This window comes from Phytobacter sp., from assembly GCF_059074235.1.
On the sequence record NZ_JCACPZ010000004.1, the window covers coordinates 34,118 to 59,171 of the forward strand.

Sequence of the window (25,054 nt, forward strand, 5' to 3'; positions counted from 1 at the left end):
AAAAGAGGATATTATGCGCTTTCTTCATACCATGCTTCGCGTCAGCGACCTGCAGCGTTCCATTGATTTTTATACCAACATCATGGGCATGTCCCTGCTGCGCACCAGTGAAAATCCAGAATATAAGTATTCGCTGGCATTTGTCGGTTATGGTCCGGAATCAGAAACAGCGGTGCTGGAACTGACCTATAACTGGGGTGTGGACAGCTATGAGCTGGGCACCGCATACGGTCATATTGCACTGGAAGTGGATAATGCCGCTGAAGCCTGCGAGCGTATTCGCCAGAACGGCGGCAATGTCACGCGCGAAGCAGGCCCGGTAAAAGGCGGCACCACTGTTATCGCCTTCATCGAAGATCCAGACGGATACAAAGTGGAATTGATTGAAGCCAAAGACGCCGGTCGCGGTCTGGGCAATTGATCTTTACGGGCGCCATCGTGCGCCCGTCGTTTTACATCTCTTCCTAAAATTTGCCATAATGCGCTGCCATTTTCCCATACCAAGAGATTCAGATGTCCGATAATGCTCAACTTACTGGTCTGTGTGACCGTTTTCGCGGTTTTTACCCTGTCGTTATTGATGTTGAAACCGCCGGGTTTAACGCCAAAACTGATGCATTACTGGAAGTCGCTGCCATCACATTGAAAATGGATTCAGACGGTTGGCTCGTGCCGGATGAAACGCTGCATTTCCATGTTGAGCCCTTTGAAGGGGCAAATCTTCAACCTGAAGCACTGGCGTTTAACGGTATTGATCCAAGCAATCCTCTGCGTGGTGCCGTGAGCGAATACGATGCCCTGCATGCCATTTTTAAGATGGTGCGCAAAGGGATTAAAGATAGCAATTGCAACCGCGCCATTATGGTTGCCCATAACGCAACCTTCGATCATAGCTTTATGATGGCGGCGGCAGAACGCGCGTCACTTAAACGTAACCCGTTTCACCCATTTGTGACCTTTGATACCGCCTCATTAAGTGGGCTGGCACTTGGGCAGACCGTGTTGTCGAAAGCCTGTGCCACCGCGGGCCTGGATTTTGATGCCACCCAGGCCCATTCCGCGCTTTATGACACTGAACAAACCGCCCTGCTGTTTTGCGAAATCGTTAATCGCTGGAAGCGTCTTGGCGGCTGGCCATTATCAACAGGCAGTGATCAGGCATAAAAAAAGCGACCCTTAGGTCGCTTTTTTTAGCGCTAAAGTATTACTCAGCACCCGGCTCTTCAGATTTGAATTTCGCCGCCGTTTCTTTGATCAACTGCTGCAGCTCACCGCGCTGATACATCTCGATGATGATGTCACAACCGCCGACCAATTCACCGTCAACCCACAGCTGCGGGAAGGTCGGCCAGTTTGCATATTTTGGCAGCTCAGCACGAATATCCGGATTCTGCAGGATATCAACGTACGCGAAGCGCTCGCCGCAAGCAGAGAGGGCCTGAACGGCTTGTGCGGAAAAACCGCAGCTTGGCAGTTTAGGAGAACCTTTCATGTACAGCAGGATCGGGTTCTCAGCGATTTGGGTCTGGATTTTTTCTAAGGTAGTGCTCATTGTCTTGCTTCCTTCAACTTCTTTCGGCAGATAGCTGTCATTGTAACGGTTCAGGCAAGCAACAGAAAATAACATTTTGTTCACCACTCATTATTTTATCTTCTGTCGCGTAAAGATTCATTGAAAATATCATTTATCACACTTGCGTAAACGCGTGATAGTTCAACAATTGAGCTTCTTCCACACACAACTGGTGATTTTTTTTGCGCTTGCTAACGAAACAGAGTCTAGATGCAAAAAGCCTATTAACTTTTCTGCTTTTTATGGATTAGAATCGACGCGGTTCTAAATCATACGCAAGCATTATTGAATGCCTGCACTTATCAGGGGATTGCTCAGTGGCGCGAATTAATACAGCTTCAATCACGCTCTGTGCTTTGTTGTTCACTACGCTGACATTTACGCCTTTAGCAAATGCTTCCGAGCAGACGCGAGGGGCTGCTGTACACAAGTCGCATGTGGTGAAAGCATCCGAACGTAAGAAAACCAGCCCGACAGAAAAAACATCAAAGAAAAGCAGTGGCACCGCCTCAAAGGCACCGGCAAAAGCCGAAAATAAAAAAGCAGCGGCAAGCAAGAAAACATCGACCGCCAGCAAAAAAACCTCCAGCACTAAAGTCAGCAAGAATACCTCCCGCCATAGTAAATCCAGCAAGTCTCCCGCCCCGGTTGTTGCTATGACGGAAAAATGCACAAAGCGTAAAGGACATAAACCGCAGTGTGTAAAAGTTAAAGGAAGCAAACCTGTTGCGATTTCTGAAGCACATAAAGTTCGCATCCAAAAGATTCAGAAAACCGCAATGTCAAAACTGATGAATCAGATTGGTAAACCTTATCACTGGGGTGGTACTTCTCCGATGACCGGCTTTGATTGCAGCGGACTGGTGTATTACGCGTATAAAGACCTCGTTAAATTCCGTATTCCCCGCACTGCGAATGAGATGTATCACCTTCGTGATGCTTCTCCTGTCAACGTAGCGGAACTGGAAAGCGGCGATCTTGTGTTTTTCCGTACTCAAGGACGCGGTACGGCTGACCATGTGGGTGTTTATGTCGGCAACGGCAAATTCATCCAGTCTCCACGTAGCGGTCAGGATATTCAGATTACGTCTTTAAGCGAAGACTACTGGCAGCGCCATTACGTTGGCGCGCGTCGTGTTGTTACGCCTAAAACCATCCGATAACCCCCCTGCCTGCCGCCATCGCGGCAGGTAACTCTCCCTTTTGCCTCCTGTTTCGATTTGCTACCCTATCCTTACATTCAATATGGTTATTGGGTGCATAAAATAATAAGGAGTGAAGCAATGTCGTTCGAACTACCTGCATTACCGTATGCAAAAGACGCTCTGGCACCGCATATTTCTGCTGAAACGCTGGAGTACCACCACGGGAAGCATCATCAGACCTACGTCACAAACCTGAATAATTTGGTAAAAGGGACCGCACTGGAAGGGGAGACGCTGGAAGCGCTCATTCTGAATACAGAAGGTGGTATTTTTAACAATGCAGCTCAAGTCTGGAATCACACGTTTTACTGGCATTGTCTGGCACCCAACGCAGGCGGGGAGCCTTCAGGCAAGGTGGCAACAGCTATAGCACAAGCGTTCGGAAGCTTTGCGGATTTCAAAGCACAGTTTACTGATGCAGCAGTGAAAAACTTTGGTTCAGGCTGGACCTGGCTGGTCAAAAACGCAGAAGGCAAACTGGCAATTGTTTCAACATCCAATGCTGGTACGCCGCTGACGACAGGCGCCACTCCGCTCTTAACTGTTGATGTCTGGGAACACGCTTATTACATCGACTATCGTAATGCTCGTCCGAATTATCTGGAGCATTTCTGGGCATTGGTGAACTGGGAATTTGTTGCGAAGAATCTCGTGGCATAAGGTGCAGGAGGGGAAACCCTCCTGCTTTTTTATTATTCCGCTGTCGCGCAGGCTGTCCGGGCAACGCCACGACCAGACAGCAATACCAACATCAGTGCCAGTGCGGCAATCACCGCTCCCGTAAACGGGACGAAGACATAACCCAGTCCACCCGAGATCACCGCTCCGCCCGCAGCTGCCCCCAGAGCATTCCCCAAATTAAACGCCCCGATATTGACGGAAGAAGAAAGTCCTGGCGCTTCGTGTGCAACACGCATTACTCGCATTTGCAGTGGTGGAACGATCGCGAAGGTCGCGGCTCCCCAGACCACCATGCTGATTGCTGCGCCAAATTCACTGCGTGCAAGCCAGGGAATTGCAACCATAATTGCGATAAGCAACAGCAGGAAGCCTTTGAGGGTGCCGGTCACTGAGCGGTCAGCCAACTTCCCACCGAGATAATTGCCCAGCGAGAAGCCCACGCCAATCAGCACCAGCATCGCGGTGATAAATGCAGGTCCAGCATCCGCAATACTGTGCAGCACCGGTGAGATATAGGTGTAGAGCGTAAACATCGCACCAGCGCCCAGCACGGTCGTGAGCAGAGCCGAAACAACCTGTGGACGCATCAGTACCGTAAGCTCTTTGCGTACATCGGGACGCTCCCCTGCACTGCCTTTTGGCAATGAAAGATAGAGACTTACCATAGCGATGATGCCGAGACCTGCGGTGGCCAGGAAGGACATACGCCAGCCGATGGTTTCACCCAACCAGGTCGCGGCCGGCACCCCACCGATATTCGCAATGGTTAACCCCATGAACATCGTTGCGACCGCACTGGCCTGTTTCTCTTTCGCCACTACACTTGCAGCGACCACCGAGCCTAAACCAAAGAAGGCTCCATGGTTAAGGCTGGTGATGATGCGCGACAGCATCAGGGTAGTGTAATCAGGCGAAATGGCCGACAACACGTTTCCAAGTGTGAAGATTGCCATCAGAAAGATCAGTGCATTGCGACGTGCGCGGTGAGAAAGCATTAACGTCATTAACGGCGCCCCTACCATAACGCCAATCGCGTAGGCGCTTATCAGCATTCCCGCCGCCGGAATCGATACATCGACACCGCGAGCAATAACGGGCAGTAACCCCATCGGCGAGAATTCGGTGGTACCAATGCCGAAAGCGCCAATCGCCAGGGCAAGCAGTGGATAATTAATTTTCATGATTTATTGACTCCGGAAATGCCGTGTCGCCGGGCGACACCGTCACAGAAGCCAAAAGTATGACATCAATCACAAAAAACAGAAGTGAGCGATTTGCGAAAAGATTATTGCGAAAAACGGGAGAATGGGAGGGAACGTCGAGGGAGAATACTCTCCCTCGTGGTAAATCAATGCAGAACCGCAGTCAGTGCACCCGCAACAATGAGGGCAAGCACAATCACGGTGGTCACTAAAGAAAACTTCAGGTCGGTACTCATCAATTTTTCTCCTTTCTTATTTCCCCACAAAAAGTGAGATAGCGCATTTTTGCATAAATAAACGTAAAAATCTTGCAGGAATTAGATTGATATACGTTTTAGCTCTTCCCCTTTTGGCCAAGATAAGACAAAATTCGACGCTAAATTTATTAGCGTACCGGCCATCGACTCCCCTCCTGACGTCCAGTGTCTTTTTCCCGGCGTAATACAGTGCATCGCGCGGTGAAAGGGTGAAGGCAGGCAAACGTTTACCTTTTGTATTTTCAGGAGCTTATGATATGGCATGGAGTGACATCTGATGGCAACGATCAAAGACGTAGCGAAGCGAGCAAACGTTTCCACCACAACCGTATCACATGTAATTAACAAGACGCGTTTCGTCGCTGAAGAGACGCGTAATGCTGTGTGGGCGGCAATCAAAGAGTTGCACTATTCGCCGAGCGCCGTTGCCCGTAGTCTGAAGGTTAATCACACCAAATCTATTGGCTTACTGGCTACCAGCAGCGAAGCCGCTTATTTTGCAGAAATCATTGAAGCCGTTGAAAAAAACTGTTTCCAGAAGGGCTACACCCTGATTTTGGGTAATGCCTGGAACAATTTCGAAAAACAGGGCGCTTACCTGTCAATGATGGCGCAAAAACGCGTCGATGGCCTGTTGGTAATGTGTTCGGAATACCCAGAATCTCTGCTGAACATGCTGGAAGAGTACCGCCACATTCCTATGGTAGTAATGGACTGGGGCGAAGCAAAAGCCGATTTTACTGACACGGTTATCGATAATGCCTTTGAAGGTGGCTATATGGCTGGGCGGTATCTGGTTGAACGTGGTCATCGTGACATCGGTGTGATCCCTGGTGCACTTGAGCGCAACACCGGTGCCGGACGTCTTGCTGGCTTTATGAAAGCAATGGAAGAAGCGCACATCAGCGTGCCAGAAAACTGGATTGTACAGGGTGATTTTGAGCCGGAGTCTGGCTATCGCGCAATGCAGCAGATCCTCGCCCAGTCTCCGCGTCCAACGGCTATTTTCTGCGGCGGCGATATTATGGCTATGGGCGCACTCTGTGCTGCAGACGAAATGGGGCTGCGCGTTCCGCAGGACATTTCCCTGATTGGTTACGATAACGTGCGCAACTCCCGTTTCTTTACTCCGGCTCTGACGACCATTCATCAGCCGAAAGATTCTCTGGGTGAAACCGCATTCAACATGTTGCTGGATCGTATCGTCAACAAGCGTGAAGTATCACAATCGATTGAGGTTCATCCGCGTTTGATTGAACGCCGTTCGGTAGCCGACGGTCCATTCCGCGACTACCGTCGTTAATTCCTGCAGTGGGAGCGGGTCAATCCTGTTCCCACAGCCATTCACGGTTCAACGTTTCACTGTCTCCTAAATAACTCAACAACCAGTTTAATGCTGGTGAAGCCTCATTCTGTTGCCACGTCAGGCAGCATGCGGCATCGGGAAACGGGTTTTCCAGCGCCAACGCCACCCACTCTCCCTTGTCCAGCCAGGGGCGCGCAAAGTGCGCAGGTACCATTCCCACGCATAATCCCGCAGAGAGGCAGGCAGCAGAAGATTCCCAGTCGGGTGCCACCACTCGTTTCTGGTTATCCAGCAACCAGGTAATACGCTTTGGCAGTGAACGGGACGTATCTTCCCGGACAAGAGAAGGCCAGTTGCGCAACGTTTCATCGCTAAGAGGGCCCGCCATTTTGGCAAGCGGATGATGGCACGCGACGACGCATTTCCAGCTCAGCATGCCCATATCCCGAAATGCATACCGCCCCCCCACGGGGATTGCTTGCGTGGCCCCTATTGCCAGTTCAACGCGCCCATCCGCCAGTGCATCCCAGACGCCATTAAACACCTCCTGGAAGACAATCAATTCAACATCACTGAAGTGGCGATAAAAATCGACAATCATCTGCCGGGTTCGCTCCGGCTTAACGATATTGTCCACGGCGATAGCTAGCTGACCACGCCAGCCATTGGCAATTTGTTGGCACTGTTGACGGGTGATCTGCATTTTTTTGATAACAGAACGCCCTTCTTTCAAAAAAAGCGCCCCAGCGGGTGTCAGTTCAACGTCACGATGACGGCGTTGAAAGAGCTCGACTGCCAACCACTCCTCCAGTTGCCGCACGGTATAACTGACAGCAGAAGGCACCCGGTGCAGCTCCTGAGCTGCACCACTAAAACTGCCATTACGCGCCACCGCATCTACCACTTCAAGAGAATATTCTGACCACATGTTGTGCCTGCAAAAATTTTGAAACCAGTGCGCAAATATTAGCGTTTCACAACGAGAGTTTCACTCCCTAGACTCTGTTTCCCTGTTCACCTGCACAATAAAGAGATATTGCCATGCAACCAGGAAAAGGATTTTTAGTCTGGCTGGCGGGGTTAAGCGTTCTGGGCTTCCTTGCAACAGACATGTACCTGCCTGCTTTTGCCGACATTCAGCAAGATTTAAACACATCCCCTGCCGTGGTCAGCGCCACGCTTAGCCTGTTCCTTGCCGGTTTTGCCGTAGCACAACTGGTCTGGGGACCGTTATCTGACCGCTATGGCCGCAAACCGATTCTGCTGAGCGGCCTGCTGATTTTCGCTTTGGGTTGCCTGGGGATGATCTGGGTACAGGATGCACGCTGGCTTCTCGTGCTGCGTTTTACACAGGCCGTAGGGGTTTGTGCCGCCGCCGTCACCTGGCAGGCGCTGGTGACCGATCACTACCCGGCGCAACGAACCAATCGTATTTTCGCCACCATTATGCCATTGGTCGGTTTATCTCCTGCCCTTGCGCCACTGTTGGGAAGCTGGATCCTTGCCCATTTTTCCTGGCAGGCCATTTTCGCCACGCTTTTTGCCATTACCGTCGTACTGATGCTGCCTGCACTGCGTCTGCGTTCAGTACCGCCTAAAGCAACCCCTGATGCTGAACCCGTGACCTTTGCTACACTACTGCGTGATAAAGCCTACCGCGGGAACGTGCTGATTTATGCTGCCTGCTCCGCCAGCTTCTTCGCCTGGCTGACCGGCTCGCCGTTTATTTTGCATGAAATGGGTTACGGCCCGGCCATTATTGGTTTGAGTTATGTTCCGCAGACTATTGCCTTCCTGGTCGGGGGTTACAGCTGCCGTTGGGCATTACAAAAATGGTCCGGCGCACGTTTATTGCCGTGGCTGTTAGTGGCCTTCGCAACCAGCGTGATCGCAACATGGGCCGTTGGCCTGGTGCCGGGTGCTTCGCTTACCGCACTGCTGATCCCTTTCTGTCTGATGGCCGTTGCCAACGGCGCGATTTACCCTATTGTCGTGGCAGAAGCCTTACGCCCCTTCCCTCATGCAACAGGCCGCGCAGCTGCACTGCAAAACACGCTTCAGTTAGGGCTGTGCTTTATCGCAAGCCTGATAGTTTCTGCCCTTATCATCTTCCCGCTTCTCGCGACCACCAGTGTTATGTTGTCGACTGTTTTGTTGTCCGGCCTCGGCTTTATGATGCAACGCCGTGAAAGCGATGGGCGTCACAACGCAGACTCTCTTGAGTCGTCAACACACGCATAATTGCACTCGCAACTATGTGACAACAATGTGATTAGCTTGCTAAGCGCTTTTGGTTGAATCAGCCGATTTTGAGGCCTATACTCAATTTCGGCTGTTCTAAAATAAAATGATGCAAGCGTTGACGGGAGCCGGATCGCTCTCGTTTCACCATGGAAGGCCTTTCTGGCAAGGGCTATCTCCCTTCCTCTGTTCTACGTCGGATATCAGCCTCACGGGTCTACCGTGATATTTCTCACACCCTAAAAGCGGCAGCGCTTTTTGACGGTTTCGATCACTTGCAGGTGATGGAGAAGTTATGAGTTCATCGTGTATAGAAGAAGTTAGCGTACGAGATGATAACTGGTTCCGTATAGCAAGCGAGCTATTGAGTCGCGCCGGTATTCAGGTTAACGGTTCTGCGGCATCGGATATCCAGGTTAAACATCCGGAGTTTTTTAAACGAGTGCTTCAAGAGGGTTCGCTTGGGCTTGGGGAAAGCTACATGGACGGCTGGTGGGAATGCGACCGGCTGGACACTTTTTTTAGTAAGGTTTTGCGTGCCGGGCTGGAAAATCAGCTTCCACATCACCTGAAAGATACGCTGCGTATCGCCGGGGCAAGATTATTTAATCTGCAAACCAGGAAACGTGCATGGATCGTTGGTAAAGAGCATTACGATCTGGGTAACGACCTTTTTACCCGCATGCTGGATCCGCAGATGCAATACTCTTGCGCCTACTGGAAGGATGCTTCGGAACTGAATGAAGCTCAAATCGCCAAACTGACGCTCATCTGTGAAAAGCTGCAACTTACCCCCGGCATGCGCGTGCTGGATATTGGTTGCGGTTGGGGTGGACTGGCGCAGTTTATGGCGCAGCACTATGGGGTGAGCGTGGTGGGCGTGACAATTTCAGCAGAACAACAAAAAATGGCACAGGAACGTTGTTCTGGTCTGGATGTTGATATTCGCCTACAGGACTATCGCGATCTTAATGAACAATTTGATCGCATTGTCTCTGTTGGTATGTTTGAGCATGTTGGTCCGAAAAACTATGCGACCTATTTTTCCGTTGTTGACCGCAACCTCAAAGCCGACGGATTATTTCTCCTTCACACGATTGGGTCAAAAAAAACCGACCTGAGTGTTGATCCGTGGATTGACCGTTATATTTTCCCGAACGGTTGCCTGCCTTCTGTACGCCAGATTGCTACCGCCAGCGAATCTCATTTCGTGATGGAAGACTGGCATAATTTTGGTGCGGATTACGATAAAACGTTGATGGCGTGGTATGAGCGTTTTCTTAATAGCTGGCCGGAAATTGCAGATAACTATTCAGAACGCTTTAAACGCATGTTTAGTTATTATTTAAATGCCTGCGCCGGTGCTTTTCGCGCGCGGGATATTCAACTCTGGCAGGTGGTATTCAGTCGGGGTGTTGAACATGGCCTACGCATAGCACGTTAATTTAAAAATAAACCCCGAACAGTCGGGGTTTATTTTTTAGCTTATTCTTCGCTGCTTATCGCTTTTACTGCCGCAGCTTCTTTAGCTGCCAGTACGCGCTCAACGGTATCGACCACTGCCTGGGTTTGAGGGTCAATTTCGATGTTCACCCGATGCCCCAGTTTTTTGCCACCCAACGTGGTACGCTGCAATGTTTCAGGAATCAGATGTACGCAGAAACGCGTCGCCGTCACTTCCCCGACCGTCAGGCTAATCCCATCAATGCCAATAAATCCTTTATAGAGGATATATTTCATTAGGTCCGGATCCTGCACTTTGAACCAGATCTGACGATTGTTTTCAGACGTGAGAATCTTAGAGATTTCAGCGGTAGTCATAATATGGCCGGACATCACATGCCCGCCAATCTCGTCACTGAATTTCGCCGCACGCTCAACGTTTACAGCGTCACCAATGGCTAAATCGCCCAAATTGGTAATACGCAGCGTCTCTTTCATTAAGTCAAAACTGATATGACTGCCTTGTATATTCGTCACGGTCAGGCAACAACCATTATTGGCAATAGAAGCCCCTGTCTCGATGCCCTCGAGCATGTGCTCGGGTAACTCAACAACATGCGTGCGGAAATTCGGCTTATCATCGACAGACACCAGTTTTGCCGTGCCCTGTACAATACCAGTAAACATGCCACTACTCCTGTATCTCATTTTCACGGTGTAACCGTTTTCTGAAAGCACAATAACAGGTGGAAATTCATGTTGCCAGCCCTGGTAACCGACGGATTCTTTTTTCACTAGATAATTGGCTAATCCCCGCTACAATAGTCTGGCTTATTCCCCTGCTCCTCCTCTTGCTGCCAGTTAAGGCGGCGTTTTAATCTCTCCAATAACAACAATATGTAGGTGTTCGCAGTGCAGAAGTACTTCACAGAAGCGCGCCAGTTATTAGCACTGGCTATCCCGGTGATGATTGCGCAAATCGCCCAAACCGCGATGGGATTCGTCGATACCGTTATGGCCGGTGGCTATAGCGCAACTGACATGGCGGCTGTTGCCATCGGAACCTCCATCTGGTTACCGGCTATTCTCTTTGGTCACGGACTGCTGCTGGCTCTGACTCCGGTTATTGCGCAACTCAATGGTTCTGGACGCCGCGATCGTATCGCACATCAGGTACGTCAGGGGTTCTGGCTGGCTGGGCTGGTTTCCATTCTGATCATGGTGGTGCTATGGAATGCAGGACATATTATTCATGCCATGCATAACATCGATCCACTGCTCGCCGATAAGGCCGTTGGCTATTTGCGCGCACTGCTATGGGGCACCCCTGGCTATCTCTTTTTCCAGGTTGCACGTAACCAATGTGAAGGGCTGGCGAAAACGAAACCTGCCATGGTGATAGGTTTCTTTGGCCTGCTGGTGAATATTCCCGTCAACTACGTCTTTATTTATGGCCACTTTGGCATGCCAGAACTCGGCGGTGTCGGCTGTGGTGTGGCGACAGCGGCAGTGTACTGGGTAATGCTTGCCTGCATGCTTTCCTATGTTAGGCGCGCAAGAACCATGCGGGATATTCGCAACGACAGCCGTTTTGGTAAACCTGATGTGGACGTTTTAAAACGTCTGGTACAACTTGGTTTACCTATTGCGCTGGCTCTCTTCTTTGAAGTCACGCTTTTTGCCGTGGTGGCATTGCTGGTTTCGCCACTGGGTATCGTTGATGTTGCAGGGCACCAGATTGCACTCAACTTTAGTTCTCTCATGTTTGTTCTCCCGTTATCGCTTGCAGCCTCGGTCACTATTCGAGTGGGATATCGCCTCGGACAAGGCTCAACCATTGATGCGCAAACAGCGGCACGTACAGGGCTGGGGGTCGGCGTTTGTATAGCGGTGATGACTGCGATTTTTACCGTATCACTGCGCGAGCATATTGCTTTGCTTTACAACGATAACCCCGAGGTCGTGATTCTTGCTTCACAGCTTATGATGCTGGCAGCTATCTACCAGATATCAGATTCTATTCAGGTGATCGGCAGTGGTATTTTGCGTGGATATAAAGATACGCGTTCCATCTTCTTTATTACCTTTACTGCCTATTGGGTTCTGGGGCTGCCTTCAGGGTACATTCTGGCATTAACTGATTTGGTGGTTGAACGCATGGGACCCGCAGGTTTCTGGATGGGCTTTATTATCGGCCTGACCTCCGCCGCCATTCTGATGATGTTCAGAATGCGCTTTTTACAACGTCAGCCTTCGGCAAAAATTTTGCAGCGTGCAGCACGCTAACCCACCATAGCCGCCTGATGGCGGCTATTTTTGCTGCCCTTCCTCATCTCACTTTACTGCCGCCTTTTCACCTTGATTAGCCAGCGTGCGGGCGAGGATTGAGGAATAAAGCGGCTTCCCACCCGCGAATTGCGCAAGCAGTGTCGCCCCCAGGCAAGTGATAATCATCGGCAAAATCAGCTGATAGTTGTCAGACATTTCCAGCACCAGTACAACGCCCGTGAGCGGGGCACGGACCGTTGCAGCAAACAGCGCTCCCATACCTGCAATCGCGAAGGTCGCAGGATCGAGCCCATAATGTGGAAAAAGCGTACTCATCGCCACACCGAACGCGGTCCCGAGCACTGTACCCAGTGCCAGCAGAGGCGCAAAAATTCCTCCTGGCGCTCCTGAGCAAAAGCATAATAAGGTGGTGAACAACCTGACGATAAACATCGCGAGCAGCGTGTAAAGGGGAAGATCGCCTTTCGCAACCTCCGGAATCAATTCGAACCCGCCGCCTGAGCCCGGCGCGTAAAACAACGCCAACAGACCGCACCCGCCACCAAGGCAAGCCCCAGTTATGACAGCCCGCCAGGTGCGCCCGGCATAGAGTCGCTGAAAGGCGTCCTGGAATACGAAGACCAGACGATTAAACAGGACACCAACCAGCCCAAACAACATCCCCAGCACCAGATAGAGCCAGAGGGTGTTAACCTGTGCGTTCGGCAACTGTCCAATGGCAATGACTGCCGTTTCGCCATTAAACAGTCGAAAAACGATGCTTGCCATAATCACGCCGATGAAAACGGCTTTAATGGAAATCAGGCTATAACGAAACTGAGGCCGCATTTCTTCGATAATGAATAAAATGCCTGCCAGCGGGGCATTAAATGCTGCAGCAAGACCTGCTGCGGCACCCGTTGCCAGTAAGGAGTGGCGAGCTTCACTGCTCTTAACCCCCAACATATCCGTCACTAATCGCCCGATGTTACCGCCAATTTGTACCGTTGGTCCTTCCCTGCCCAACACCATTCCAGAACCCAGCGTACCGATACCACCGAAAAATTTCACCGGCAGTACTCGCCACCAGCGGACAGGTCTTAAATCCTCAAGCGCCCCTTCTATTTCTGGAATACCCGAACCGGAGGCCTCTGGCGCATATCGACGAACCAAAAAATACCCCACTGCGGCCAGTACTGCCGAGAGCATAAATGCACAAAGATACATCCCCCACTCGGGGATGGAAGGAATAGCGAGAGTTTGTACCCGCAGATGCTGTACCGCTGACACCGCGCATGCAAAGACCACGCCAATACCACCCACCATTGTGCCAACGAGCCCCGCACATATAAGGACGGCCAAAGGTGTTTTGTCTCGAAAGAGTAAAGCCTGCAACATTCTTTTTTTGCCACGTTCTGATTCGGGCATTTGTACTTCAGAGGAGGAACTGTCGATCATTGAGATTTTGAATAGATAGTCTTCAGTAGGCTTAGAGTGTATTCCCCTTCAGGGGTAGAAACAAAAATCAGATGTTCATGAATATTTCTCGCCGGCATAGAAATTGCCAGTGTAAAAGTCATTTTCACTTTCTCTTCTTGCGCAAAAATGCACTTTGTCTAAAAATTCTTCTTTAACATCAGTAAACTATACCTTTTATGTATAAAAGTTCTGCAATCGTGAGGTTTCGGTAAGAAAATTGCCATTTTCCGCTTGCCACATCCCCGCCCTGCCGCTAATATTCGTCCCCGTTGTCAGGCACAACAATGCGTTCATAGCTCAGTTGGTTAGAGCACCACCTTGACATGGTGGGGGTCGTTGGTTCGAGTCCAATTGAACGCACCATCTCTTCAGTGCGTCCGTAGCTCAGTTGGTTAGAGCACCACCTTGACATGGTGGGGGTCGGTGGTTCGAGTCCACTCGGACGCACCATTTCATGTAGTCTCCGTTTTTTCCTTATTTAAAATAATAAAAAAGCCCCGGTTTTCACCGAAGCCTTCTCTTTTTGCTCGCTACGCCGTTAACGTCTGCATATCGATCACAAACCGATATTTCACGTCACTTTTCAGTAGACGCTCAAAGGCGTCGTTTATTTCATCCATACGGATGATTTCTGAATCGGCAGTAATGTTATGTTCGCCACAGAAATCCAGCATCTCCTGCGTTTCAGCAATGCCACCAATGCAGGAGCCGGAAACCGAGCGGCGGCCCAGTAGGATTGGCAACGTGCTGACCGCCGGTTCGATATCCCCCAACAAGCCAACAAAGACCAGAGTGCCATCCAGCGTCAGCGTTGGCATGTACGGATTGATGTCATGCGCATAGGGTACGGTATCGATGATGACCTCATACTGCCCTTTCACCGCCTCCATTTGCGCCGGGTCGGTCGACAATACGACATGTTTTGCCCCTAACTTGCGTGCATCGGTTTCTTTACCCGGTGAGCGGGTAAACAGCGTGACGTCGGCACCGAGCGCATGCGCCAGTTTCAGTGCCATATGCCCCAATCCGCCCAGACCAATCACCGCCACTTTACTCCCGGCTTTTACACCCCAGTGACGCAGCGGCGACCAGGTGGTGATCCCCGCACACAGCAGCGGCGCAACGACTTTAGTGTCCAGGTTTTCTGGAATACGTAAAACGAAGTCTTCACTACAGGTAATGGAACGCGAGTAGCCACCGTATGTCGGCAGATGGTCATGGCGATCCACACCGTTGTATGTCTGAACGTTACCCTCTTCACAGTACTGTTCCAGCCCCTGTTTGCAGGAGGAGCATTCACGACATGAATCCACCATACATCCAATGCCGACTAAATCACCGATGTTAAATTTACTTACCTTCGGACCAGTACTCACAACGCGGCCTATGATTTCGTGACCCGGCACAATCGGATACTGGCTGAACCCCCAGTCATTACGCGCCTGATGAAGATCAGAGTGGCAAACGCCACAGTAGAGAATGTCTATAACCACATCGTCAGAACGGGGATCCCGACGTTCAAAATAGTGCGGTGCAAGTGGTGCTTTATTGGATTGAGCGGCATAACCCAGGACTTTAATTGTCATTTTTCTCACTTCCTCTTTTGTCACTTTGGAAAACGAAGACTGCCGTTAAGTGTGGTGCAAATCAGTATCCGTTGCCCGGCCACTGACCGCTTTGCACTTTCTGTCATTCCCTGGAACAGACAATAGCGCATGATTTTCAGCCTAAGGTTGAAAGAGTGAACAAAAAAATGCAGTATCGAGCATGATCGAGCAAAATATCATTCCATCGTCTGACATTCTAAAGGACAGAATAATGACCTATACGATCCCCGACATTGCCTTCCTGCACGAACTAACTGACGCCGCAGACAAACAAACGCTGCCGCGGTTCCGGTCGCAGATGAATCTGCACGTGGGCAGCAAACCGAAAGAAGGCTATCGCTTCGATCCGGTCACGGATGCCGACAGAGAAGCGGAACGCGTGATGCGCGCCATCATTAATGAGCGCTATCCTGACCATGCCATTATGGGGGAGGAATTCGGCATGACTGGCTCCGGCCCTCTGCGATGGGTACTCGATCCGGTTGACGGTACGCGCCCTTTCCTGTGTGGTTTGCCGGTCTGGGGAACGTTGATTGGCCTGACTGTAGAAGGCCGAGGACATCTCGGTATGATGGGCCAACCTTTTACGGGCGAACGCTTCTGGGGGGATGGGAAGCAGGCGTGGCGCAACGGTCCGCAGGGACTTGCGCAAATGCAAACCCGCAGCGATATCACGCTCGCGCAGGCCATTCTTCACACCACCTCACCGGAACCGATTGGCGGAAGCCCGGATGTTAACTTTACCGCACTGGATGATCAGACCTTGATGACTCGCTACGGGGGTGAGTGTTATGCAATGGCGATGTTGGCAGCCGGGCAGATTGATTTATGTCTGGAATATGCCCTGCAACCCTATGATATTGTCGCGCTTATCCCCATTATTGAGCAGGCAGGTGGCGTCGTGACCACATTAAGTGGCGATCGTCCGGAATCCGGTGGAAAAATTCTCGCCTCCGGTTGCCCACGTCTGCACGAAGAAGCTCTGCGTATTCTGAATAGCTAAATCGGTTAAGCTTTCCGGCATTTTTCGCCGTTTCTTACGTATTTGTTTCATGGTTGTTGGCAGTAAGAAACGGCTAAGTTACAATAACTTCCGTAACCCGAACTACGCTTTTTGCAGGTAGAGGATTTGGTTTGCCGTCAATCCCGTAAATTCAAATTTGTGCGAACTTAACACGTTGATAACACTTCGTTGTGAAACTGCACAGATGACTTTTGAAACAGCGTTTTCATTTTCCTTTTGCCACTTTTTCGTCGTATAATAGCCGCCTATTCACTCTTGAATGGTTTCAGCTCATTGAACTGTAAATATCTCACATCACATCGCTGTATACCCGGTTGGGCTGAAACACGGGCACACTTTATTACTCTGCACGCTTTTTTGATGTCACCTATCCTTAGGCTGTGGCATCGCAATTTTCGCACTACAGGCTTTACTCCGGCGCTATGCGCGCACCGGAGCGTGATTTCCATATCCCTCTCTCAACTTAAAGACTAAAACTGTCATGAAAAAGACCAAAATTGTTTGCACCATCGGTCCGAAAACCGAATCCGAAGAGATGTTGACCAAAATGCTGGACGCTGGCATGAACGTTATGCGTCTGAACTTCTCTCACGGTGACTATGCTGAACACGGCCAGCGCATCCAGAACCTGCGCAACGTGATGAGCAAAACCGGTAAAAAAGCGGCGATTCTGCTGGACACCAAAGGTCCGGAAATCCGCACCATCAAACTGGAAGGCGGCAATGACGTCGCGCTGAAAGCGGGTCAGACTTTCACTTTCACTACCGACAAAACTGTTGTAGGTAACAACGAGACTGTTGCTGTTACTTACGCTGGCTTCACTGAAGATCTGCAGGTTGGTAACACCGTTCTGGTCGACGATGGTCTGATCGGTATGGAAGTGACTGCCATCGAAGGTAACAAAGTTGTTTGTAAAGTTCTGAACAACGGCGACCTGGGCGAGAACAAAGGCGTTAACCTGCCAGGCGTTTCTATCGCTCTGCCAGCACTGGCTGAGAAAGATAAACAAGACCTGATCTTCGGTTGCGAGCAAGGCGTTGACTTCGTTGCAGCGTCCTTCATCCGTAAGCGTTCTGACGTTGAAGAAATTCGTCAGCACCTGAAAGCGCACGGCGGCGAAAACATCCAGATCATCTCTAAAATCGAAAACCAGGAAGGCCTGAACAACTTCGACGAAATCCTCGAAGCCTCTGACGGCATCATGGTTGCACGTGGTGACCTGGGCGTAGAAATCCCGGTTGAAGAAGTGATCTTCGCGCAGAAAATGATGATCGAGAAATGTATCCGTGCACGTAAAGTGGTTATCACCGCGACGCAGATGCTTGACTCCATGATCAAAAACCCACGTCCTACTCGCGCAGAAGCGGGTGACGTAGCGAACGCCATCCTCGACGGTACCGATGCAGTAATGCTGTCTGGCGAATCCGCTAAAGGTAAGTACCCGCTGGAAGCTGTGACCATCATGGCAACCATCTGCGAACGTACCGACCGCGTAATGACCAGCCGTCTGGACTTCAACAATGACAGCCGCAAACTGCGTATCACTGAAGCCGTGTGCCGTGGCGCTGTTGAAACTGCCGAGAAGCTGGATGCCCCGCTGATCGTTGTTGCGACTCAGGGCGGTAAATCTGCTCGTGCAGTACGTAAATACTTCCCGGATGCCACCATTCTGGCACTAACCACCAACGAAACCACAGCTCGTCAGCTCGTGCTGAGCAAAGGCGTTGTGGCGCAGCTGGTTGAAGAAATTGCCTCTACCGATGACTTCTACCGTCAGGGTAAAGAACTGGCCGTACAGAGCGGTCTGGCACAGAAAGGTGACGTGGTTGTGATGGTTTCTGGCGCACTGGTGTCCAGCGGCACCACTAACACGGCTTCCGTGCACGTGCTGTAATAATAACCGGACAAATTTCCGTGATTAAAAAAGCGCCTCAGGGCGCTTTTTTTATTTATCTGAAATGAGTTCGAATAAAAAAGCAAATCGGAATTCACTATTTAAACTGCCTATTATCTAAGATGAATCCGATGGAAGCTTGCTGTTTTATCACACTTTTTTTAACGTTTTATTCAAAGTAGGTGTTTCTTTGAGCGAACGATCAAATTTAAGTGGATTCCCATCAAAAAAATATTCTCATCCTAAAAAACTTTGTGTAATACTTGTAACGCTACATGGAGATTAACTCAATCTAGAGGGTATTTATAATGAATCGTACTAAACTGGTACTGGGCGCGGTAATCCTGGCTTCTACTCTGCTGGCTGGTTGCTCCAGCAATGCTAAAATCGATCAGCTGTCTTCTGACGTTCAGACTCTGAACGCTAAAGTTGACCAGCTGAGCAACGACGTGAACGCAATCCGTTCCGACGTTCAGGCTGCTAAAGACGACGCAGCACGCGCTAACCAGCGTTTGGACAACCAGGCTACTAAATACCGTAAGTAATAGTACCTGTGTTGAAATGGCGCACATTGTGCGCCATTTTTTTGCCTGCGATTTACCTCTTCCCTGATTTACTGCATCACCGTCGTTCCTTCATCATCTTCCTGTGTTACTGGCTTTGCCGTACTGTTCTGAACCGATAAAACACCTTGTGCTGCCACCGAACCGTTTTTATTTGCCGGAATAGAGATCGGATATCCCGCACGACGATCCAGCGCTTTATCAATCAATGCCCGGTCACCACCGCCCTGTTCTATCGCCCCTGCCAGATTGGCAGAGAACGAAATCGGCAATGTCTGTGGATTCTCTTCCAGCGCCTGTGATAGCGGTCGATGAACCTCTATGTAGTGGCGTCCATCCGGTTCAACGGCATATTTCACCGGTTCATTGATGATAGCAACCCGCGTTCCGGTAGAGACCTGAGAGAACAATGTCTCTATATCTGAAGCATTCATACGCATACACCCCGAACTTGCGCGTAAACCGACGCTGTCAGGCGCATTTGTACCGTGAATGAGATATTCACCATGTCCAATGCCTAATCGCAGTGCAAAGCGTCCCAGGGGGTTATTTGGCCCTGCAGGCACAACCGGCGGCAATGTGATGCCATTCGCAAGTGAACGCGCACGGATACCTGCTGTCGGGGTCCAGGTTGGATTGGGGATTTTTTGGCTGATGCGTGTCACACTGACTGGCGTTTCAAGCCCAAGTTGCCCAATCCCCAGCGGGAAAACCTGCACAATGTTTTTACCAGGGGGGTAATAGTAAAGCCGCAGTTCAGCAAGATTCACCACAATACCTTCACGTGGGGTATCAGGAAGCAGCATCTGCGAAGGAATGGTCACCACGGTTCCCGGTGCTGGCACCGGCGCAATGGTGTTGTTGGCGGCAAGAATCAGCATGGCCCCGGTATCAAATCGACGGGCGATGGCCTGGAGATTTTTATCTCCTGTCTGCACAGTGTAGGTTTGATTTTGCCCGATAAGGCGACTGCCTGTTGGAGGAAGCGGATAATCCACGGCCCAGGCGCTCTGAATGGCGCTGTACGCGCCGATAAGACTTATTATGATAAGAGACGCGCGTTTCATGCTAAAGCTCCTGTATTCACGGCATATGCCGAAAGCTGAAAAACCAGCGAGGCAGTAAAACCACCTCGCGTAACAGGATGAAAGCTGTCTTTTGAGTTTAGCTAATGTTGGCGGCTTTGGTGCGAATTGCGCGAATCATCGCTTCAAGCCCTTGCGAACGCGAAGGCGTAAGGTGTTGAGTGAGGGACATCTTTTCAAACCACGGACGTACGTCGAAGGCCACAATGTCCTGCGATGTCATCTGCTGATAAAGAATGAAGACCACCGCAATCAGCCCTTTCACGATAGCGGCATCACTGTCGCCCGCTAATTCAATGACCCCCTCGTCATTACGGTGCATGACAATCCACACCTGACTTTGGCATCCCTGAATAATATTGGCGGGAATATGTGCACTTTCGTCTAACGGCGATAACCGCTGGCCCAGTTCAATAATATAAAGATACTTCTCCTCCCAGTTCGCACAGCGCGCAAAGTTACGCAGGAGTTTCTCTTTATCCGGTAATACAGCCATCTTCGCCTCTCTTAGCCCAGCAACTGATGAATACGTTTCAGGCCAGCCACCAGACGATCCACCTCTTCTTCCGTGTTATACATCACCAGCGACGCACGGCACATTGCTGGCACATGATAAAAGGCCATCAGCGGCATCGCACAATGGTGACCCGTCCGAACGGCAACGCCGTAGTTATCGAGGAAACTGCCCACATCGTAAGCGTGGTGTTTACCCAGGTTGAACGCAATCACGCCCAGACGCTGAGCCGGGCCATACAACATCAAATCCGGCACCTCAGCCAGCGCTTGCAATGCGTAATCCATCAGGGATTGCTCATAGCGGGCAATATTGTCTATCCCCAGCGCACTGACGTACTCAATCGCTGCACCCAGGCCGATAATGCCGCCGGTATTCGGTGTACCTGCTTCGAAGCGCCACGGCGCTTTCGCATAGGTGGTCCCTTCGGTCAGGCTTACGGTGGCAATCATTGAGCCTCCACCTTCCCACGGCGGCATGGCCTGCAGGATGTCTTCTTTGACATACAGCACGCCAATGCCGGTCGGCCCGTAAAGTTTGTGCCCGGAGAAGACGTAAAAATCACAGTCCATCGCCTGCACATCGACCTGATGGTGCATAACAGCCTGCGCACCATCCACCAGCACTTTCACACCATGTTGATGCGCCAGAGCTATCATCTCCGCGACCGGGTTCTCCGTACCCAGCACGTTAGAAACCTGGGTGATGGCTAAAAGACGGCTGCGTTCATCCAGCAGTCCCGGCAACACATCAAGTTGCAACGTGCCATCCTGGTTGAGAGGAATAACGCGCAGTTCAGCGCCAACGCGCTCACACAACATCTGCCACGGCACAATGTTGGCGTGATGTTCCATGGCGCTGATGATGATGTTATCCCCGGCACTCACCTGGCTGTCACCCCAGCTGTTTGCCACCAGGTTGATGCCTTCCGTGGTGCCACGGACAAAGACCAGCTCTTCCGGCGAGCGGGCATTCAGAAAACCCGCCACCTGCTCGCGCACTTTTTCCATGCGCTGCGTGGCTTCGGCGCTCAGCGTGTGGATGCCACGGTGAACCGCGGCATAGCCCTGACGATAAAACTCAGCTTCAGAGTCGATAACCTGGGCCGGTTTCTGCGCACTGGCGGCACTGTCGAGATACGCCAGTGCCACGCCATTAACTTCACGCGTCAGAACCGGAAAGTCGGCGCGTACGCTGTGAACAGAAAAACTCATGCGATGCCTCCCGCAAGACGTTGGCCGATACGCGCCAGCACCTGCTGCCTGAGCACTTCGTCGCCGATCGCTTCGGTCAGTTCAGCGGCAAAGGCAAAAATGATCATCTGCTGCGCAGCCTGCTCGTCAATACCACGGGAGCGCAAATAGAACATCTGTTCATCATCAATGCGACCGATGGTCGCACCGTGACTGCATTTCACATCGTCGGCGTAAATCTCAAGCTGCGGCTTGGTATCCACTTCCGACAAGCGCCCCAGCAACAGGTTGTTGTTGGTCATCTGGCCGTCGGTTTTCAACGCATGTTGCGCCACGTTGATCAGACCATTGAAGACTGCACGCCCTTTGTCATTGACGATGGTCTTGTGCAACTGACGGCTATTACAGTAGCCCTTGTTGTGCTCAAGCCAGGTACGGGTATCACAGACTTCTGATTTAACCGGCATCACCAGGCTGTTCATGCGCAGCGTGGTGTTCTCACCATTGAGTTGCGTGCTGGTGTTGTGACGCACCACCGCACTCCCCAACAGGAAACTGTGGCTGTCGGCTGACGCATCCCCCGCCAGACGAATGTCGTTATGGGCGAAGTGGTAGCTCAGCGGATTTTCAAAAGCCAGCTTGAAGTGGTGCAAATGGGCATTCGCCGCCACATCCATGGTGAAACGTGCACCAGTGAAATGACGATGACTGTTCAGGCTGACATAGTGCTCATAGACCGTGGCTTCCGCCCCTTCGGCCAGCGAGATGTGGTGGCGGTAATGCGCCGTATTCATCTCTTCTCCCTCCACACCCTGCGTCACATGCATCAACAACAAGGTTCTGGTCGGGCGCTGATTGCGCGCGACCTGAATGTGGGTCACGGTCTGCGCCAGACTTTCCGTCAGGTGCAGGAACACATCCGGCTGGACGGGGGCCGCCAGCGGTTGACGCTCGTCATTGATGGAAATCTCAAAACCAGAGCCAGTGATATCGTCACTCAACTGTGCATTGAAAATACCATCAACAAACACCAGGCGCAGCGCATCAACCGGCAGCGCCAGCGTCGTGCACTCGGCCTGCGTCAGTGCGCCAGAGCGGGCGACAAACTCGCTGTTAAGCAACCCATCAAGCGGCGTGTATTTCCAGTTCTCATGCTTGCGTGTTGGCAAACCGAGACGCAGCATTTGCTGAAGATGCTGCTGCGCTTCTTCGGAACGTGCCCCGCCCTGCATCTCAAACAGATGATGCCACTGCTGCAGCGCGTTACTGCTGTTCGGTAAGCCAGCCATACCCCTGCTCCTCAAGTTGCTTCACCAGCGAGAAATCACCGGATTTAACGATACGGCCCTGATACAGCACATGCACAAAATCTGGCTTGATGTAGTCAAGAATACGCTGATAGTGGGTGACGATGATGAAAGAACGCTGTGCATCACGCAGGGAGTTAACCCCGTCGGCCACGATTTTTAAGGCATCGATGTCCAGCCCGGAATCGGTTTCATCCAGAATGCACAGATTCGGCTCCAGCACCGCCATTTGCAGGATGTCGTTACGCTTTTTCTCACCACCCGAGAAACCCACGTTGACCGAACGAGTGAGCAAATCTTCCGGCATTTTCAGCAGCTTGATTTTCTCTTCCATCAGATCCTGGAAGTCAAAACGGTCCAGTTCGTCCTGTTCGCGGTACTTACGCACGGCGTTAAGCGCGGTTTGCAGGAAGAACTGGTTACTGACACCGGGAATTTCTACCGGGTACTGGAACGCCATGAACACACCTTCACCGGCACGATCTTCCGGTGAGAGTTCCAGCAGGTCTTTGCCTTTGTACTCAACACTACCGCCAGTGACTTCATAATCTTCGCGCCCGGCAAGGGTGGCCGACAGCGTACTTTTACCCGAGCCGTTCGGCCCCATGATGGCGTGTACTTCTCCCGGGCGAACCTCCAGGCTCAGGCCTCGCAGAATCTCTTTGTCTTCAACGCTAACCTGCAGGTCTTTAATACTTAACATGTTTGTTCCTTAATCCTTAACCGACGCTGTGTTCAAGGCTGATAGCCAGCAGTTTTTGCGCTTCGACGGCAAACTCCAGCGGCAGCTCGGAGAACACGTCCTTACAGAAGCCATTGACGATCATCGAAATGGCGTCGTCTTCACTGATACCGCGCTGCAGACAGTAGAACAGCTGATCTTCACCAATGCGCGAGGTGGTCGCCTCATGTTCCAGTTGCGCAGTATTGTTACGGCACTCGACATACGGGAAGGTATGGGCGCCACAATCCGGGCCGATCAACATGGAATCACACTGGGTGAAGTTACGTGCGTTAGTGGCGCTTGGCATGATTTTGACCAGACCACGATAGCTGTTCTGACTTTTCCCGGCAGAGATCCCTTTCGAGATGATGGTCGATTTGGTGTTTTTACCGATGTGGATCATCTTGGTGCCGGTATCGGCCTGCTGATGGCCGCTGGTCAGCGCAACAGAGAAGAACTCACCTATGGAGTTATCCCCGCGCAGAATGCAGCTGGGGTACTTCCAGGTGATTGCCGAGCCGGTTTCCGACTGGGTCCAGGACATTTTGCTGTTTTCACCTTCGCATAACGCACGCTTGGTGACGAAGTTCAGGATCCCACCGGTGTTGTTGTCCCCCGGGAACCAGTTCTGCACGGTCGAGTACTTCACTTCTGCATCGCGATGGATAATCACTTCAACCACCGCGGCGTGGAGCTGATAGCTGTCGCGCACCGGGGCTGAACACCCTTCGATGTAGCTTACATAGCTGCCTTCATCCGCCACCAGAATCGTACGTTCGAACTGCCCGGTTTTCTCCGCGTTAATACGGAAATAGGTAGAGAGTTCCATCGGGCAACGGACGCCTTTTGGCACATAGATGAACGTGCCATCTGAAGCCACTGCGGCGTTGAGAGCAGCAAAGAAGTTGTCGTTAGAAGGCACAACGGTCCCGAGGTACTTTTTCACCAGTTCCGGGTGGTCATGAATGGCCTCACCGAAAGAGCAGAAAATGATCCCCTGTTCCGAGAGTTTTTCCCGGTAGGTTGTCGCCACGGATACGGAGTCAAAAATGGCGTCGACTGCCACCTCTTTCCCTTCACGTACCGGCACACCGAGCTGGTTGAAGGCCTCTTCAACCTCTTCCGTCAGCCAGGCATTAGCATTGGTTTGCTGCACTGCACCCGGTTGCGAAGCGCAGGTATCATCGCAGCTGCCGCAGGACGGCGCGGAGTAGTAGCTGTAGTCCTGATAATCCAGTTTTTCGTACTGGGCTTTCAGCCAGTGCGGTTCTTCCATTTCGAGCCAGGCGCGAAACGCATTCAGGCGAAACTCCAGCATCCATTCTGGTTCATTACGTTTTGCTGAAATAGCGCGCACCACATCTTCATTGATGCCTTTCTCCAGTTCATCAGTGTTCAGCCGGGTGAAGAAGCCCTCTTTGTAGTTGAGGTTCCCGGTCCATGTTTTGACATCGTCAGTTGCTTCAGTATTACGAGACATAGTACCGC

General features: G+C 51.3%; 25 protein-coding genes and 2 tRNA genes. 14 read left to right on the forward strand and 13 right to left on the reverse strand.

The genetic code is table 11. The features are described from left to right. The first annotated feature begins 13 nt into the window (after positions 1-13). Together gloA and rnt are read left to right on the forward strand one after the other, a co-directional pair. Positions 14-421: a lactoylglutathione lyase gene (gloA, locus tag AC5JPW_RS03950; RefSeq protein WP_494238367.1), complete on the forward strand. Its 408-nt coding sequence runs from the start codon at positions 14-16 to the stop codon at positions 419-421. A gap of 92 nt (positions 422-513) precedes the next feature. Next, entirely contained in the window at positions 514-1,164 is a 651-nt protein-coding gene (gene rnt / locus AC5JPW_RS03955) for a ribonuclease T (protein WP_494238368.1), read from the forward strand. A gap of 40 nt (positions 1,165-1,204) precedes the next feature. Here the strand turns inward: rnt and grxD are convergent, their stop codons facing one another. Then, the gene (gene grxD, locus AC5JPW_RS03960) at positions 1,205-1,552 is read right to left on the reverse strand and encodes a monothiol glutaredoxin 4 (protein ID WP_494238369.1); all 348 of its coding nucleotides are present in this window, start codon (positions 1,550-1,552) and stop codon (positions 1,205-1,207) included. Positions 1,553-1,890: 338 nt separating this feature from the next. Here grxD and AC5JPW_RS03965 point away from each other — a divergent pair, with 338 nt between their 5' ends. Further along, positions 1,891-2,736: a C40 family peptidase gene (locus tag AC5JPW_RS03965; protein ID WP_494238370.1), complete on the forward strand. Its 846-nt coding sequence runs from the start codon at positions 1,891-1,893 to the stop codon at positions 2,734-2,736. A gap of 120 nt (positions 2,737-2,856) precedes the next feature. Beyond that, positions 2,857-3,438, forward strand: coding sequence for a superoxide dismutase [Fe] (sodB, locus tag AC5JPW_RS03970; protein ID WP_494238371.1), 582 nt, complete (start codon positions 2,857-2,859; stop codon positions 3,436-3,438). Positions 3,439-3,470: 32 nt separating this feature from the next. Here the strand turns inward: sodB and AC5JPW_RS03975 are convergent, their stop codons facing one another. Both AC5JPW_RS03975 and cydH read right to left on the reverse strand, forming a co-directional pair. Further along, complete coding sequence (locus tag AC5JPW_RS03975; RefSeq protein WP_494238372.1) at positions 3,471-4,640, reverse strand: MFS transporter; 1,170 nt, start codon at positions 4,638-4,640, stop codon at positions 3,471-3,473. Positions 4,641-4,807: 167 nt separating this feature from the next. Next, a complete protein-coding gene (gene cydH / locus AC5JPW_RS03980) occupies positions 4,808-4,897 on the reverse strand; it encodes a cytochrome bd-I oxidase subunit CydH (RefSeq protein ID WP_494238373.1) in 90 nt (29 codons plus the stop codon). Between the two features lie 298 nt (positions 4,898-5,195). Here cydH and purR point away from each other — a divergent pair, with 298 nt between their 5' ends. Further along, a complete protein-coding gene (purR, locus tag AC5JPW_RS03985) occupies positions 5,196-6,221 on the forward strand; it encodes an HTH-type transcriptional repressor PurR (RefSeq protein ID WP_494238374.1) in 1,026 nt (341 codons plus the stop codon). A gap of 19 nt (positions 6,222-6,240) precedes the next feature. Here purR and punR read toward each other — a convergent pair whose 3' ends face one another. Further along, positions 6,241-7,152 (reverse strand): DNA-binding transcriptional activator PunR, encoded by a 912-nt coding sequence (gene punR / locus AC5JPW_RS03990; protein ID WP_494238375.1) that lies wholly within the window; start codon positions 7,150-7,152, stop codon positions 6,241-6,243. Between the two features lie 113 nt (positions 7,153-7,265). Here punR and punC point away from each other — a divergent pair, with 113 nt between their 5' ends. Together punC and cfa are read left to right on the forward strand one after the other, a co-directional pair. Next, positions 7,266-8,465, forward strand: coding sequence for a purine nucleoside transporter PunC (gene punC, locus AC5JPW_RS03995; protein ID WP_494238376.1), 1,200 nt, complete (start codon positions 7,266-7,268; stop codon positions 8,463-8,465). 295 nt (positions 8,466-8,760) lie between these two features. After that, a complete protein-coding gene (gene cfa, locus AC5JPW_RS04000) occupies positions 8,761-9,909 on the forward strand; it encodes a cyclopropane fatty acyl phospholipid synthase (RefSeq protein ID WP_494238377.1) in 1,149 nt (382 codons plus the stop codon). 41 nt (positions 9,910-9,950) lie between these two features. Here cfa and AC5JPW_RS04005 read toward each other — a convergent pair whose 3' ends face one another. After that, positions 9,951-10,595 carry a riboflavin synthase subunit alpha gene (locus AC5JPW_RS04005; RefSeq protein WP_494238378.1) on the reverse strand — a complete coding sequence of 215 codons (645 nt, stop codon included), beginning with the start codon at positions 10,593-10,595 and terminating at the stop codon, positions 9,951-9,953. 225 nt (positions 10,596-10,820) lie between these two features. Here AC5JPW_RS04005 and mdtK point away from each other — a divergent pair, with 225 nt between their 5' ends. Further along, positions 10,821-12,194, forward strand: coding sequence for an MdtK family multidrug efflux MATE transporter (mdtK, locus tag AC5JPW_RS04010; protein WP_494238379.1), 1,374 nt, complete (start codon positions 10,821-10,823; stop codon positions 12,192-12,194). A 48-nt stretch (positions 12,195-12,242) separates the two neighbouring features. Here mdtK and clcA read toward each other — a convergent pair whose 3' ends face one another. Then, positions 12,243-13,634, reverse strand: coding sequence for a H(+)/Cl(-) exchange transporter ClcA (clcA, locus tag AC5JPW_RS04015; protein WP_494238380.1), 1,392 nt, complete (start codon positions 13,632-13,634; stop codon positions 12,243-12,245). Positions 13,635-13,941: 307 nt separating this feature from the next. On the opposite strand from clcA, the gene AC5JPW_RS04020 reads away from it, so the two are divergent. Both AC5JPW_RS04020 and AC5JPW_RS04025 read left to right on the forward strand, forming a co-directional pair. Continuing rightward, positions 13,942-14,018: transfer RNA gene (locus AC5JPW_RS04020), tRNA-Val, on the forward strand. A gap of 10 nt (positions 14,019-14,028) precedes the next feature. Next, positions 14,029-14,105: transfer RNA gene (locus tag AC5JPW_RS04025), tRNA-Val, on the forward strand. A gap of 80 nt (positions 14,106-14,185) precedes the next feature. Here AC5JPW_RS04025 and AC5JPW_RS04030 read toward each other — a convergent pair. Further along, positions 14,186-15,241, reverse strand: a complete 1,056-nt coding sequence (locus AC5JPW_RS04030) for an NAD(P)-dependent alcohol dehydrogenase (protein WP_494238381.1) — start codon at positions 15,239-15,241, stop codon at positions 14,186-14,188. A gap of 232 nt (positions 15,242-15,473) precedes the next feature. Here AC5JPW_RS04030 and AC5JPW_RS04035 point away from each other — a divergent pair, with 232 nt between their 5' ends. From AC5JPW_RS04035 to AC5JPW_RS04050, 4 genes are all read left to right on the forward strand, one after another. After that, positions 15,474-16,265, forward strand: coding sequence for an inositol monophosphatase family protein (locus tag AC5JPW_RS04035; protein WP_494238382.1), 792 nt, complete (start codon positions 15,474-15,476; stop codon positions 16,263-16,265). Positions 16,266-16,559: 294 nt separating this feature from the next. Continuing rightward, a complete protein-coding gene (ynhH, locus tag AC5JPW_RS04040; protein ID WP_494238383.1) occupies positions 16,560-16,760 on the forward strand; it encodes a protein YnhH in 201 nt (66 codons plus the stop codon). Positions 16,761-16,767: 7 nt separating this feature from the next. Next, entirely contained in the window at positions 16,768-18,180 is a 1,413-nt protein-coding gene (pykF, locus tag AC5JPW_RS04045) for a pyruvate kinase PykF (protein WP_494238384.1), read from the forward strand. Positions 18,181-18,488: 308 nt separating this feature from the next. Continuing rightward, on the forward strand, positions 18,489-18,725 hold the full coding sequence (locus AC5JPW_RS04050; protein WP_437430426.1) for a major outer membrane lipoprotein: 237 nt from the start codon (positions 18,489-18,491) through the stop codon (positions 18,723-18,725). A gap of 68 nt (positions 18,726-18,793) precedes the next feature. Here the strand turns inward: AC5JPW_RS04050 and ldtE are convergent, their stop codons facing one another. From ldtE to sufB, 6 genes are all read right to left on the reverse strand, one after another. Further along, positions 18,794-19,810 (reverse strand): L,D-transpeptidase LdtE, encoded by a 1,017-nt coding sequence (ldtE, locus tag AC5JPW_RS04055; protein ID WP_494238385.1) that lies wholly within the window; start codon positions 19,808-19,810, stop codon positions 18,794-18,796. Between the two features lie 97 nt (positions 19,811-19,907). Beyond that, positions 19,908-20,324: a cysteine desulfuration protein SufE gene (sufE, locus tag AC5JPW_RS04060; RefSeq protein WP_494238386.1), complete on the reverse strand. Its 417-nt coding sequence runs from the start codon at positions 20,322-20,324 to the stop codon at positions 19,908-19,910. An 11-nt stretch (positions 20,325-20,335) separates the two neighbouring features. Continuing rightward, complete coding sequence (gene sufS, locus AC5JPW_RS04065; protein ID WP_494238387.1) at positions 20,336-21,556, reverse strand: cysteine desulfurase SufS; 1,221 nt, start codon at positions 21,554-21,556, stop codon at positions 20,336-20,338. Continuing rightward, entirely contained in the window at positions 21,553-22,824 is a 1,272-nt protein-coding gene (gene sufD, locus AC5JPW_RS04070) for a Fe-S cluster assembly protein SufD (protein WP_494238388.1), read from the reverse strand. The genes sufS and sufD overlap by 4 nt, the downstream gene beginning before the upstream one ends. Beyond that, complete coding sequence (gene sufC / locus AC5JPW_RS04075) at positions 22,799-23,545, reverse strand: Fe-S cluster assembly ATPase SufC (protein ID WP_494238389.1); 747 nt, start codon at positions 23,543-23,545, stop codon at positions 22,799-22,801. The genes sufD and sufC overlap by 26 nt, the downstream gene beginning before the upstream one ends. A gap of 16 nt (positions 23,546-23,561) precedes the next feature. Then, a complete protein-coding gene (gene sufB / locus AC5JPW_RS04080; RefSeq protein ID WP_494238390.1) occupies positions 23,562-25,046 on the reverse strand; it encodes a Fe-S cluster assembly protein SufB in 1,485 nt (494 codons plus the stop codon). Between the last annotated feature and the right edge of the window lie 8 nt (positions 25,047-25,054).